Source organism: Oceanobacillus aidingensis (genome assembly GCF_042654105.1).
In the GTDB taxonomy this organism is placed as follows: Bacteria; Bacillota; Bacilli; order Bacillales; family Amphibacillaceae; genus Oceanobacillus; species Oceanobacillus oncorhynchi.
This window is the reverse complement of the sequence record NZ_JBHSFT010000011.1, coordinates 115,679-129,758: the sequence shown is the minus strand read 5'-3', so window position 1 is coordinate 129,758 and position 14,080 is coordinate 115,679. Positions and strand designations below refer to the sequence as shown.

Below are 14,080 nucleotides of genomic sequence, written 5' to 3'. Positions count from 1 at the left end.
TTTTCTCAGGTTTATTTCGTGTGCTTTCATTTCTGTAAAATCATTATTCAACTCTAAAACCATCTCTTTTATTTCTCACTTGACTTTATATAGTTAGTCTTTCTATTTCGTACGTCCTGCGAATAAATCTGAACCAATTAAGCGTACATAAATAAAGCTAATCAATGCTACAGCTAAGAATACAATAACCGATAATACGGAACCTTCCCCAAAGTTCTGTTGCGAGAACAAGGTTATGTATGCGTATATCGAAATAGATTCGGTAGCATTCGCTGGTCCTCCGCCAGTTAGTACATAGATAAGATCGAATACCCGGAAGGCATCAAGTGTTCTAAATAATAAAGCAACTAGAATAGAAGATTTCAACAATGGCAGTGTAATCTTAAAGAATTGTTGAAATTTGTTGGCCCCATCTACATTACTTGCTTCGTATAAGGAATTCGGTATGGTCTGCAGTCCAGCTAAGAGCAATAATGCCATGTAAGGTGTCGTTTTCCACACATCGGCAAAAATAATCGAGAACATCCCGCCAGATGATGTAGACAGCAGCCAAGATGAATTGGGTATCAGATTCCATTCATTAAAGTAATGCGCTATAACACCCGTTTGACCATCTAATAAGAAGCCCCACATCATCGCGCCTACTGCAGTCGGAATTGCCCAAGGAATTAACACGGAGGCACGTACAATTCCGCGGCCGCTGAAGGTACGGTTAATTAATAAGGCAACAGCCAAACCTAATACAAGCTCAAAAGCAACAGAAGCAATCGTAAATATCATCGTATTACTTAATGATTTCCACATTCGGCCATCTTGAAGATATTTAGCATAATTAGAGAAGCCAATAAAATTAGATTCCAAAATATTTGTGCTGGTAGCCTCAATTAAGGAGCTTGTCTGTTCATAATTCTGTGCTAAATCCTCATTGTCTGCCTCTGCAGCCATCACCTGCAGTTCTTCTGAGAGAGAACTCAAAGCAGTGCGATAATCTTCGGCAAAATCATTATCCAATTTTGCATATTTCAAATCGCTGTCGGAAATCGGCTCGAAATTCATCAGCATCTCATCAATTTGTTCCATTTTTGCACTGATTTCACTATCTGATGCCAATTCACTATGGAAACCTTCAATTGTTTCTCTAGCCTGTTGAATAGCCGCTATATCATCACCATCAGCACTGCCTTCTAAATTGCTAAGCTGACTGTCGATATAAAAGTAATTATCCACATAGCGTTCCAAATCCATATTGGCACTTAACATCCGCTCCGATCTTGTCGGATCATTTAAGCGATAATCAAATAAACTATTATAAAAGGACTGGGCAACTGGCCACAATGTAATTAATACGACAAGTATGATAGATGGAAGTATCATCAAATAACCCAGCCGCTTTTCATTCAAATGAAATTTCTTCACATTTTTCCCCTCCCTTTCCGTTAAGCACACATTTTGATGTACTTAATAGAAAGAGCAAGATGAAATTCAAAGCGCTCATCTTGCTCACCTCTTTAGAAAGCTTTATTCTTCCATAGCATTTTCGATTTGTGTCTGCATGTTCTCTGCAGCTTGTTCAGCTGTTTGATCACCAGTCAGCACTTGTGAAACCTGAATTTGAATGATATCGGAAATTTCAGGGTAAATCGGTGATACTGGTCGTGGAACAGCTGCACTAAGTCCCTCAACAAATTCTGGATTTTGGAATAAAGGGGCAGCTTCTTGTACTTCTGGATCATCATAAAGCGCTTCGATAGTTGGAGCGTGATTTCCTACAATTGCTCCTGTTTTTTGACCTTGTTCACCAGCTAAATATTTTACTAATTCCCAAGACTCTTCTGGATGCTCTGTATAACGATTAATCATTGCTGTCCAGCCTCCTAATGCCGAAGCACTTCCTTCATCACCGGCAGGTAATGGAGCGATTTGTACGTTATCGACAACTTCAGAACGCTCTTCATCATTGGAAGAAGATTGCATATATGGCCAGTTACGGGCAAATACAGCATCTCCTGCAATCCAAGCATTTTCTGTTTCGATCTCTTGGAAATTCAAGATATTACCTGGTACAAAATCAGATTGTACTATTTCTGCTAATTTCTCTAAACCTTTAATTGTTTCAGGACTATTTACCACTACTTCATTATCTTCATTAATAACTTCACCGCCATAAGAAGCAATGATTTCAACAAAGTTTGTCACCAAGCCTTCATATTGAGATGCTTGTAATAGATAACCAAACTCTGTATCTCCTTCACCTTGCAGTTCACCAGCTTGTTCGATTAATTCATCCCAAGTAGCTGGCGGTTCTTCCGTTACATCTGTACGATAATAGAGGAAGGATGCGTCAATAAATAATGGAAGTGCCCATTGCCTGCCATTAAAATTACCTGCTTGAATCGGTCCTTCAAAGTGCTCTTCTAAATCAATGCCGTCTGCTTCAATGAAACGGTCTAATTCTAATGCATAGTTTGCCTGAGCAAATTCAGCCGGCCAAATGCTGTCACCGTTAAACACGTCGATCTCAGAGCTTTGCGAACTAAACATGGTTACATATTGATCATGCTGTTGTCCTGTATCTGAAGGCATTTCACGATAATCAACTTTAATATTTGGATTTAATTCCTCAAATTCTTCAATTTGTGCTTCTACTTTACCAGTCGTATCCACACCTGTAGCATAAACAATCGTTACTTGCTCACCGTCTTCGGAAGCGCTTTCATTTTCTCCATTACTTTCTGCTTCCGAATCATCTGTCCCTGAACCGCCATCTCCACCACACGCAGCCATAAAAGCAACTAATAAAAATAATACTCCAAACAATAACAATTTCTTTACCTGTGGCATTACAGACCCTCCTCTTTTTGTTAATCGACCACTCTTTGAAATCGATTACATTTATTATAGCAGAATGTTCCTTCCAGTCAATCGTTTCTTTAAAAATTTTCAGTTATTACTTGTTTCTACTATATTTTTCAAATAAAAAAGTTCAATTAAATGATATCAGTAGATGTAACAGACGCTTTTTTTCATAAAAAATATACTTAAATAAAAAGCAAGATGAACAACCTTTCACTACTTATCCACCTTGCCTATCATTACTCTTCTAAAGCTGCTTCCAATTGTGCTTCCATATTTTCTACCGCTTCTTCAGCCGTCTGTTCTCCTGTTAATACTCGAGAAACCTCAATTTGAATAATTTCAGATATCTCTGGATAAATCGGGGATACCGGACGCGGCACAGCCACACTTAAGCCTTCTACGAAACTTGGATTTGAAAATAATGGTCCAGCTTCCTGTACCTCTGGATCATTATACAGGGATTCTACAGTTGGGGCACGTGCGCCTTCTACTGCTCCAATTTTTTGACCTTCTTCACTTGCCAGGAACTTTACTAATTCCCAGGATTCTTCTGGATGTTCAGAATATCGATTAATCATTGCCATCCATCCGCCTAATGCTGAAGTGCTTCCCTCATCACCTGCAGGAATAGGTGCAATGTCTACATTTCCTGCGACTTCTGAACGTGCTTCGTCATTGGATGAAGACTGCATATATGTCCAATTACGGGCAAATACAGCATCCCCTGCAATCCATGCATTTTCTGTTTCAATCTCTTGAAAATTCAAGATATTCCCTGGTACAAAATCAGATTGTGCAATTTCTGCAAATTTTTCTAAGCCTTTAATTGTTTCAGGACTATTAATGACTACATTATTATTTTCATCGATAACGCTTCCCCCATAAGAAGCGATAATTTCAATAAAATTGGTTACCATCCCTTCATACTGAGAGCCTTGCATTAAATAACCAAATTCTGTTCCTTCTTCTCCTTGCATTTCTTCCGCTTGCTCAATCAATTCATCCCAAGTCGCAGGCGGTGTATCTGTTATATCTGTACGGTAATAAAGAAAGGAAGCATTCATATATATCGGCAATGCCCACTGTCTGCCATTGTAATTACCTGCTTGAATGGGACCATCAAAGTGATTATCTAAATTAAAGCTGTCTGCTTCTATAAAACGATCTAACTCCAAGGCATAGTTGGCTTGAGCAAACTCCGCTGCCCAAATAATATCTCCATTATATACATCCACTTCCGAACTCTGAGAACCAAACATCGTTACATATTGATCATGCTGCTGGCCTGTATCGGCCGGCATTTCACGATACTCCACGTTAATATGCGGGTATTCTTGTTCAAATGCTTCAATTTGACTTTCCGTGGCACCTGTTGTATCTACACCTGTCGCATAGACAATCGTTACCCGTTCACCGGAAGCGCTTTCATTTCCTTCATTACTGTCTGTCTCGGAACCATTATCTCCACTACATGCAACCATAAAAATAACTAATAAATATAATACTCCAAACAGCAATATTTTCTTTATCTGCGGCATTAGAAATCCTCCTCTTTTTATTAGTCGACCCTCTATGAAATCGATTACATTTATTATAGCAGAATGTTCTTCCCGGTCAATTGTTTCTTTTTAAATTTTCAGTCTTTACTTTGGATTAAATCAGCTATTAGTTCATGTGCTTAGCTAGTAATAGGTAGAGTCAGATAAAATAAAACCCCTCTCTGTTGTAACAATAGGTACATCTCTAATCAGGTTGACTCTCTTATAATAAGTTCATGCTCTAAGATTATATCTTCTACCTCTTCGCCCTGTATTTTTTTTATCAGCATGTCCACCGATATCTCTCCCATTTTATACATCGGCTGTGCAACGGTAGTTAAAGAAGGATATGTCATGCTGGTAAATTCAATCTTATCAAATCCCACTACTGCCATCTCATTTGGGACATCAATCCCTCTGGTATTTAATTCTTTCAATGCTCCAATAGCTAACATATCTGAAACAGCAAACACTGCTGTAAGATCCTTGTTCTTATTCAATATAGAACGCATCACCTGCTGTCCCGATTCAAGTGACACATCGTTGGCAGAATAGAACCAGTCTTCTTCCGGTTCAATATGAAATTCTTTTAACGCTCGAAGATATCCTTTTTTTCTATCCCTCGCGTATAGAAATGACTCGCTGACATTTATGAGTCCTATTCGCTGATGCCCCTGTTTTAATAAATATTTTGTTACTTGATAAGCTGCTAATTCACTATCTATTGTTACATAAGGCAAATTTTTCGAACTTACATATTCACTGCATTGTACAAATGGATACCTTTTTGCCATATTAACCAATACTTGACGGTCAATTGTTGGATCCATCGTAATCGCGCCCACAGCCAGTTGATTTTTTAATAAATCAAAATATACTTTTTCCCTTTCCAATTTAGAATGCGTTTGACAAAGCAGAATATTATAACCATACTCAAGTGCTTTTTCTTCTATCCCTTCTACAATTTTCAAATAAAATTGGTTAGATATCTTAGGTAATAACACTAATAACATCTTACTTTCCGCGTTCCGTAAATTCCGGCCTAAGATATTTGGTGAATAATCCAATTCCCGGATGGATTGTTCGACTTTCTTGCGTGTTAATTCTGCAACCGATGAAGGATTGTTTAATACTCGCGATACAGTAGCAACGGACACCCCTGCATGTTTGGCAACATCCTGAATTGTCGGCAATATAATCCCCCCTTTTCAACATATAAATATACCTTTTTTATAAGCTGCATCACCTCTCTAAAAAAGTAATCGAACTAAATGTAATCCTTTACATTGTATTTTTATCATAATACATAATTCGATAAAAGCAATAGAAAACTGTTTTATATGAGGATGAGTCGATTTTTGAATTTACATCTCAGCAATAATTTTTGAGAGTATCACCTAATATTTTCTAATGAAACAGAAAGCTTTATCATGCAAATTTTGATTATTTCTTTTAGATTCAAAAAGCGGTTGCACAATCAGATAATTGATTGTGCAACCGCTCGCTTCTCTCTTATATCCCTAACGTATTCCCTCCATTTACAGATAACGATTGACCAGTGATGAAATTCCCTGCGTCTGAGGCAAGAAATAAAACAGCATTTCCTATATCTTGAGGGACTCCCATTCTGCCAAGTGGAACTCCACTCCGATATTCACTCGTATCTTCTGCTTCATGTCGTTCAACCGGTATAAACCCAGGGTTAATCATATTAACAGTAATACTAAAAGAACCAAGTTCATTTGCCCAAGAGCGTGTCAACCCTAGCTGGGCAGCCTTGGCCATGACATAGTTTGAATGATTAGGAGTACCTAACTGAACTACTTCACTTCCGATATTTATAATTCGACCATTCTTTTTTTCTTTCATCCCTGGCAGGACAGCCTTTGTTAATAATAACGGCGCTTTTACAAAGAATTCGAGTTGCGCTAAATAATCTTGCCATGTAAGTTCTTCAATTGATAATACAGGCTGGGGACCAGTAGCGTTATTAACCAATATATCAATACTTCCTTGTGTTTTTTCTTCTGCCTGTTTTATCAGCTTTTCTACTGATTCTTCATCCCGTACATCACCTTGAATGGCTATCGCTCTTCCTCCATCGGATGCAATAAAATCAACCATATCTTGCGCATTTTTGTAATTATTCGCATAGTTCACGATGACTGTAGCTCCTGCATCTGCTAACGTTTTACTTATATGTTTCCCAAGTCCTCTTGAAGCTCCTGTAACCAATGCCACTTTTCCGTTTAGTCTATGAGACATAAGTATTCTCCTTTATTTTAGTATCGAGCTATTTGCACTTTCTTTCTAAATAAACTCTATTTCATCCTTTCAGTTTGCATGAAAATTAACGTAAAGGGAATCTTTTCCTCCAAAGAACAGAAAGAACTCTGTCGGTAGAGATTCTTAATCGAATTACCAAATATCGGTATTTAAAAACCCAAAAGTTACGTACAAAAGTATTTTTAACATATCAAGTAATATCGTACCCATTCCACGTTTGTAAAAATTTGAAGCACATAACTATGCACCTAAACACATTAACTTCCTTCTATGATATCATAGAAGAAAACAACCCATCAGAAGGAGCATCCCCATGAAAGTAAAAATGAACGTACAAACTGCCTACCACGGAGATTTACTACGTGCCGGCAAAGAATATGAAATCGACGAAGAAACGGCAAAACGCTGGATTGCCAGTAAATTGGCTGAGGAAGTACAAGAAATCTCTGAAGATGAATAACAGGTGCATCGATAAAAATTAGGCTTTCCTGGGTTGATTTTCAAGAGTATCATTAGTATTTTTCATTACTCTATATTTTATATTTCGAACAACCCTTTGAACATTCTATTAGTTCGGTCAGAACATACCAAAATAGCCCGTCTGCTTTTAAAACAGACGGGCTATTTTTATAACGCGCTCCAATCAAAAGTACCTACCGATTCGCAAAAAATTCTTCTGCTTCTTCTAAATACTTCTCTTGATCTGGAGTCAAATCATACTCCTCTTCGATTGCAGATACGGGGCAAACTGCTTTGCATGCGCCGCAATCAATGCAAATATCCGGATCAATATAAAATTGCTTGAGTCCTTCTTCTATACAATCAACAGGGCAAACACTGACGCATTCTCCTGCTTTTTCTCCTCTGCATGGATCAAGAATAACAAAAGCCATGGAAAGAAAACCCTCCTTACATGAATAAACATGGTTCACCTTAAATGATAATTCTTTTAAAGAATGAAGTAAACTGTTTCACCTTTATTTATGTGTATTTTCTGTGAAAAAATAAAGCTTTCACATTATTTGATTTCAATAATCCCTTTTTCTCCAGCATATCCTTCCCTTTTCAGTAATTCGATTTGCCGGCCATCTTCCAGATTGGTAAAGATAATTGGTGTAATCGTTGACTTGGCATTTTTATCGATATATTCTAAGTCTGCATTTAATAAAGGCTGGCCTGTTCCCACTTCTTCGCCTTCTTTTACAAATATGTCAAATCCTTCTCCTTTGAGATGCACGGTATCGATTCCGATATGAATCATGATTTCTTTACCTGTTTCCGATTCCAGACTAATTGCATGCTTGGTAGGAAAGATGTTACTGACTCTTCCATTTACCGGAGAAACAACGATTCCATCTGACGGCTCAACTGCAAAGCCGTCTCCCATCATCCTGCTGGAAAATAGTTGATCAGGAACATTTGAAAGCGGAATGAGTTTTCCGCTTAGAGGAGAAGCAATCCCTTCCACACTATCAGGATGCTGTCTTTGAAGATTTATTTCATCCACAGTATATAAACTCGAACTGTCTAATGCTGGTCTAGGCGTTCTCCCAGATATGATATCTTGCATTTGTCCTTTAATAATTTCCGAACGCGGTCCGAAAATAGCTTGGATATTATCCCCTACCTCTTGTATACCTGTAGCTCCAAGCTGTTTTAGCTGATGCTTATCAACATGTTGAATCGAATTTACTGATGCCCGTAATCGCGTGATACAAGCATCCAAATGCGTAATATTTTCTCGTCCGCCCATTGCCTCCAGTACATGATAAGCTAAATCAGCAGGCTTTCTTTGCTCTCCGCTCTCATTTGATTCCACCGCTTTTTCTCTTCCCGGTGTCATCAGATTAAATTTCTTAATAAAAAAGCGGAATAAGAAGTAATAAAGGATAGCAAACAGAAGCCCGACTATGATCGCTATCCACCATGATTCCTGATTCGGCAAAACACCGAACAGCACAAAGTCTATAGCTCCTCCAGAGAAGGTATAACCGACATTGACACTGAACCATGTCATCAATACAAAGGATAATCCATCTAACACAGCGTGAATAAAGAACAGGAATGGCGATACAAATAAGAATGAAAACTCAAGCGGTTCGGTAATTCCTGTTAGGAAGGACGTTAAAGCTCCTGAAGCCAGCAGTCCCGCAACCAGTTTTTTATTCTCCGGTCGTGCCGTATGATACATCGCAAGTGCTGCAGCAGGCAACCCGAACATCATAATCGGAAATTCCCCGGCCATAAAATTCCCTGCCGTAATCTCTGCATTATCTCTTAATTGCGCAAAGAATATCGTCATATCTCCACGAATGATTTCACCGGCAAGGTTGGTATATGTGCCAAATTCATACCAAAAAGGAGAGTGAAAAATATGATGCAGTCCAAAAGGAATCAATAGACGTTTAATAAACCCAAACATAAATACAGCAATATATGTACCTTCTTCAATCAGCCAATAGGAAGCGCTGTTCATGATATATTGGATTGTCGGCCAGATAAACATTAATAAAATGCCGGCAAGGAAGGAAACAGCTGCAGTCACGATGGGGACAAACCGTTTTCCTGCAAAGAATCCTAAGTAGGATGGCATCTCCATATGATGAAACCGGTTAAAACAATAGGCAGCTATCACCCCGGCAATAATTCCACCAAATACACCGGTCTGTAAGGTTCCTATTCCAAGCACGCTTGCAAATCCGGGATCCTCCGCTATCAATTCTGGGGTTACCTGCATAAACGAACCCATTACCTGATTCATCACCAAATAACCTACCAGCGCAGCAAGACCGGCCGTACCGTCACTTGCCAGCCCTATCGCCACACCAATCGCAAAAAGCAGCGGCAAATTATCAAATATAATACCGCCGGCGTCTTCCATTACCGTTGCAGTCAGCTGAATCCAATCCGCTTCCAAAAAAGGAAGATAGCCAAGCATGGTATGCTGCTGGGCAGCATTGCCAAATCCAAGCAAAAGACCTGCCGCCGGCAAGAGTGCTACCGGCAGCATAAGCGCTCTGCCGACTTTTTGAAGACCTCCAAACGTTTTTTTGAACATCTCAATCACCTCTTTCGTTTCTTTCCGACAATAAAAAAGACATCAGTAAAAACACAAGGATAGCGCTTATGGATACAGAAATACTGTACCCGCCGTTATCTAAGTATTCCTACTCATGCCTGATCGAATCAGTCACACGTATAAGTGCGAAATAAATTAATTCGTTTTTGATTTTAGCTGGATGTTTTCGTGCAGCCGCTGCAAATGAATTGTCAAATAGACAGATTCCGCATCATAAACAGGTTTTTTTAACGTCTGCTGCATAATTTTAATCAGCTTCCAGGACAAATTATAAAACACGGGATATTCTTCTTTTAGCAGGTCTGCCATTTTTCGCGGCTCCTCTACCTTGTCCCCATTTAAAACCCGTTCTATTGTGTACCGGAGATGTCTGACAAAACGGACATAATCCATACTGTCTCTATCTAGTGTTATATAGAGCTGATCCTCGATTATCTTGATTAAATTAGATACAAGCTGTGAATACCGGTTGATTTCATTTAGTGCTGTTCCCTCCATTGCACTATGAACGTGTAATGCAACAAAACCAATTTCTCCCTCCGGCAAATGAACTGGTAAAAATTGATTCATATATTCTACAATTTCGGAGGCAATTTCATATTCAAATGGATAGAGCACCTTCGTCTCTGCTAAAAATGGATTACGAATTTCTAACCCCTGCTGCAAACGGGCAATCGCGAAAATAATATGATCGGTCAACGCAACCAGCGTATGCTCATCCGTGAATGTATTGATGCGTTTTTTGATTATTTCTATCGAATCCACAATACTCTGCAGTGTTTTTTCATCGATATTGTCAATTATTTTTTTATAATTTTCCTGTTCCTCTCTATCCCGAAGAACAAACAGCTTCTCCACGGTTTTGGATTCAATGAGATCTCGCTTCTTTTTAGCAAATCCGATGCCCTTCCCGATAAGGATAACTTCATTTTGATTCATATCTTCGGCAATAAGAACATTGTTATTGAGTGATTTGATTACAGAAAAGGCATCCATATCAATCATCCCTTCTACATTTTAGCCGTCTCTTCTTCCTATTATATAACACTTAAATCAAACTGCAAATTATGGATTTTTCAGGAAATACGGTCTTTTTATTCAGGCACATATTACTGCTGCTTCGTCAGATTTCCTGCTTCTCTTTTCTCTGCGTTTTACTTTTCCAGCAGAAAAGCCCCCGTTTTTCATACGGGGACTTCACTGCCTTATTTATCTTTTAATTTCGCAAGCGCATCCGCAAGTGCGTTATTTTTAAAATCATCCTGCTTTTTCATATACTTATTAACATCTTTTTTAGACACCTTCTGATTCTTTTCCTTCTCTTTTCTCGCTTGGAAGGTGGAAAGTTTTTCACGGTGACCGCAGGAGCACGTAAACATCTGACCTTCTCCCTCACCACGGAGCTCTAGACGCTTATGGCAATTAGGACAGCGGGCATTCGTATACTTTGCGATATTCTTTTTCCCGCCGCAGCTGCGGTCCTGACAGACGAGTCGTTTCCCGTGCTTGTTTTTCACTTCCAGCATCAGCTTGCCGCATTTCGGGCATTTTGTCCCTGTCATATTATCATGCTTGAACTTTTCCTCACTTGCTTTTATTTCTTGGACTGCCTGTTTGGTATATGTCTTAATTTCCTTTAAAAAGACATCCTTTTTCAGCTTGCCTTCTGCGATCTGTGCTAATTTTTGTTCCCATTCTGCCGTTAAAATAGGAGAACGGAGCTTTTCTGGTGCTAATTCTAGTAATTGTCTGCCGGTTGAGGTCAGATAAATATACTTTCCTTTCAGCTCCATATATTGATTATTGAACAGCTTTTCAATAATATCCGCACGTGTAGCAACTGTTCCAATACCGCCAGTCTGCTTCATTGTTTTCACAAGCTCTTGTTTTTTCGTTTCCATATATTTTGTCGGGTTTTCCATTGCCTGCAGGAGGCTTCCCTCTGTAAATCGTTCCGGCGGTGTCGTCTGCCCTTCTTTGATAGTAAAGCTGAGCGCCATTTCCTCCCCTTTTGTTACTTGAGGGACATTGGAACGAATCTCTTCTTCATCGTCTGCTTGATGCTGATAAATCTCCTTCCAGCCTAAAGCAACAACTCTGTTTCCTTTTGCTTCAAAGATTTCTCCGGCAGCTTCTACCGTAATACTTGTTTGTTCATATTCATACGGCTTGGAAAGTGCTCCTAAGAAACGTTGAACAATCAGCTGATAAATTTTCCGCTCCTGATTAGACAGCGCACTATAATCCACTGTTTCTTCTGTTGGGATAATCGCATGGTGATCGGTTACCTTGCTGTTATCCACAATAGCTTTGCCAGTGCGTAAATCATCTTTTAAAATTTTATTCGCTGCTTTCGCATATTCATCCACACCACATGCCCTTACACGTTCTTTTAATGTAGAGACCATATCCGTTGACAGATGCCTTGAATCTGTTCGCGGATAAGTGACAAGCTTGTGCTGCTCATATAATTTCTGCAGGACAGATAGGGTTTGTTTTCCGGAAAATTGATAAATCCGGTTGGCATCCCGCTGTAAATCCGTTAAGTCATATAAGGTTGGTGCATGTTTTTTCTTATGCTTTTTATCCACATGCTGAATAAATGCTTTTTCCTTCGATACCTTTGCCTTTAATTTATCCGCTGCTTCTTTCGAGAAAATACGGGACTGGTTCTTTTTGTCCTTCCACGTAACGGCAAACCCGCCTTTTGTTTTTCCCTGCAGCTGATAATAGGTTTTTGGCTTGAATTGATTGATTTCCTGTTCACGCATCGCAATCATTTCCAGCGTCGGCGTCTGGACGCGGCCGCTGGATAAGGAAGCATTATGCTTGGTGGTTAAAGCTCTTGTTGCATTTAATCCAACATACCAATCCGCTTCCGAACGCGCTACCGCAGATTGATACAGATTCCAATACTGATTTCCAGGCTTTAAATTTCGAAAGCCATCCTTGATTGCTTTATCCGTAACCGAGCTGATCCACAAACGCTGTACCGGCTTCTTAACACGCGCTTTTTCAATAATCCATCTGGCAACGAGCTCCCCCTCTCTCCCGGCATCAGTGGCAATCACAATGTCTCCTACATCCTGACGTGACATTTGCTGCTTCACCGCTTGAAATTGCTTGCCCGTCTTCTTCATGACCACTAATTTCAAATGCTCCGGAAGCATCGGCAAATCTTCCATATTCCATGTTTTATACTTAGGGTCGTACGTTTCGGGATCTGCTAATGTAACTAAATGTCCCAATGCCCATGTCACAATATACTGTTTTCCCTCTTGATAACCATTTCCTTTTTTGTTACATCCGAGGACTCTTGCTATATCTCTGCCTACAGACGGCTTTTCTGCTAATACCACTGTCTTACTCATATCTATCCCTCATTTTATCGATTTCTAGTCTGATACTACTTTAACATATTTCCTTCTAATACGTTCACCCAAGGCACACATTGCACCCAAAAACATAGAATATCATACACAAAAATTACAGGAATGACATGGCTTCATACTCTTTTTTGAAGCTTTTACTTCTACTTATTAGAGGATGTTCAAAAAACCCCCGAATAATAAGCAATGAACGCTTTAGTTGACTTTTTTGAGCATGCACTATTAGAAAGAGGATGTTACGTATGATATATACAGGTATGCTTTTACTCGTTATTGCGGTAAGTCTGGATGGATTTAGTGTAGGAATAACCTATGGGATGCGGCAAATCAAAGTGCCTCTTCTCTCTTTATTTGTTATTATGTTCTGCTCCGGTTTGATTGTCTTTCTATCGATGGAGGTAGGCGATTTCTTACGTTCCTTTATTTCTCCTCAGGGAGCCAGCATGCTTGGCGGAGGTATTCTTATCTTTTTAGGTGTCTTCTCCCTTATTTCCATGTTTCGCTCACGAGAAACGGAAGCAGCCAAAAACGGAGATCACGCTTCCTCCAATGTTAAATTTGAAAATATGAAAACGGTGCTCACTCGTCCAAAAGAAGCCGATTTAGATAAGTCAGGTATTATCTCTATTAACGAATCCATTCTATTAGGTTTCGCTTTAGCTCTCGATGCATTCGGTGCCGGAATCGGCGCTGCGATGCTTGGATACTCCCCGTTGATTACCGCGTTATTAACAGCCGGCATGAGTGGATTGTTTTTATTTAGCGGAATCATGTTCGGAAGTTATTTATGGAGAATACCTGCCTTACAGCGTTTATCTTTTTTACCATCTGTATTTCTGATTACGCTGGGGTGCTGGAATATCTTCAGCGGTTCTTAAAACATTAAATGTTGCATTAGGGCAACCTTTTGGAAGAAAAGAAATCCACCGTAT

The 14,080-nt window shown here is 39.4% G+C and carries 11 protein-coding genes; 2 read left to right on the top strand and 9 right to left on the bottom strand.

Translation table 11 applies throughout. The annotated features are described in order from the left end of the window. Positions 1-102 precede the first annotated feature (102 nt). From ACFO3P_RS08500 to ACFO3P_RS08480, 5 genes are all read right to left on the bottom strand, one after another. A complete protein-coding gene (locus ACFO3P_RS08500; protein WP_256706336.1) occupies positions 103-1,374 on the bottom strand; it encodes a carbohydrate ABC transporter permease in 1,272 nt (423 codons plus the stop codon). Between the two features lie 144 nt (positions 1,375-1,518). Further along, positions 1,519-2,841 (bottom strand): ABC transporter substrate-binding protein, encoded by a 1,323-nt coding sequence (locus ACFO3P_RS08495; RefSeq protein ID WP_212928330.1) that lies wholly within the window; start codon positions 2,839-2,841, stop codon positions 1,519-1,521. Positions 2,842-3,092: 251 nt separating this feature from the next. Further along, positions 3,093-4,394, bottom strand: coding sequence for an ABC transporter substrate-binding protein (locus ACFO3P_RS08490; protein ID WP_212928331.1), 1,302 nt, complete (start codon positions 4,392-4,394; stop codon positions 3,093-3,095). A gap of 209 nt (positions 4,395-4,603) precedes the next feature. Beyond that, a complete protein-coding gene (locus ACFO3P_RS08485; RefSeq protein ID WP_212928332.1) occupies positions 4,604-5,587 on the bottom strand; it encodes a LacI family DNA-binding transcriptional regulator in 984 nt (327 codons plus the stop codon). A gap of 319 nt (positions 5,588-5,906) precedes the next feature. Continuing rightward, positions 5,907-6,659, bottom strand: coding sequence for an SDR family oxidoreductase (locus ACFO3P_RS08480; RefSeq protein ID WP_379542358.1), 753 nt, complete (start codon positions 6,657-6,659; stop codon positions 5,907-5,909). Between the two features lie 334 nt (positions 6,660-6,993). Between ACFO3P_RS08480 and ACFO3P_RS08475 the strand changes: the two genes are divergently transcribed. Then, positions 6,994-7,140, top strand: coding sequence for a hypothetical protein (locus ACFO3P_RS08475; RefSeq protein ID WP_193064245.1), 147 nt, complete (start codon positions 6,994-6,996; stop codon positions 7,138-7,140). A 193-nt stretch (positions 7,141-7,333) separates the two neighbouring features. Here ACFO3P_RS08475 and ACFO3P_RS08470 read toward each other — a convergent pair whose 3' ends face one another. From ACFO3P_RS08470 to ACFO3P_RS08455, 4 genes are all read right to left on the bottom strand, one after another. Beyond that, the gene (locus ACFO3P_RS08470; RefSeq protein ID WP_042530092.1) at positions 7,334-7,573 is read right to left on the bottom strand and encodes an indolepyruvate ferredoxin oxidoreductase subunit alpha; all 240 of its coding nucleotides are present in this window, start codon (positions 7,571-7,573) and stop codon (positions 7,334-7,336) included. A 125-nt stretch (positions 7,574-7,698) separates the two neighbouring features. Further along, positions 7,699-9,738 carry a glucose-specific PTS transporter subunit IIBC gene (gene ptsG, locus ACFO3P_RS08465; protein WP_212928334.1) on the bottom strand — a complete coding sequence of 680 codons (2,040 nt, stop codon included), beginning with the start codon at positions 9,736-9,738 and terminating at the stop codon, positions 7,699-7,701. Positions 9,739-9,894: 156 nt separating this feature from the next. Beyond that, complete coding sequence (gene glcT / locus ACFO3P_RS08460; RefSeq protein WP_212928335.1) at positions 9,895-10,755, bottom strand: glucose PTS transporter transcription antiterminator GlcT; 861 nt, start codon at positions 10,753-10,755, stop codon at positions 9,895-9,897. Between the two features lie 209 nt (positions 10,756-10,964). Beyond that, positions 10,965-13,130 carry a DNA topoisomerase III gene (locus ACFO3P_RS08455; RefSeq protein WP_042530086.1) on the bottom strand — a complete coding sequence of 722 codons (2,166 nt, stop codon included), beginning with the start codon at positions 13,128-13,130 and terminating at the stop codon, positions 10,965-10,967. 260 nt (positions 13,131-13,390) lie between these two features. Between ACFO3P_RS08455 and ytaF the strand changes: the two genes are divergently transcribed. Then, positions 13,391-14,026, top strand: coding sequence for a sporulation membrane protein YtaF (ytaF, locus tag ACFO3P_RS08450; RefSeq protein WP_042530084.1), 636 nt, complete (start codon positions 13,391-13,393; stop codon positions 14,024-14,026). Positions 14,027-14,080: the final 54 nt, after the last annotated feature.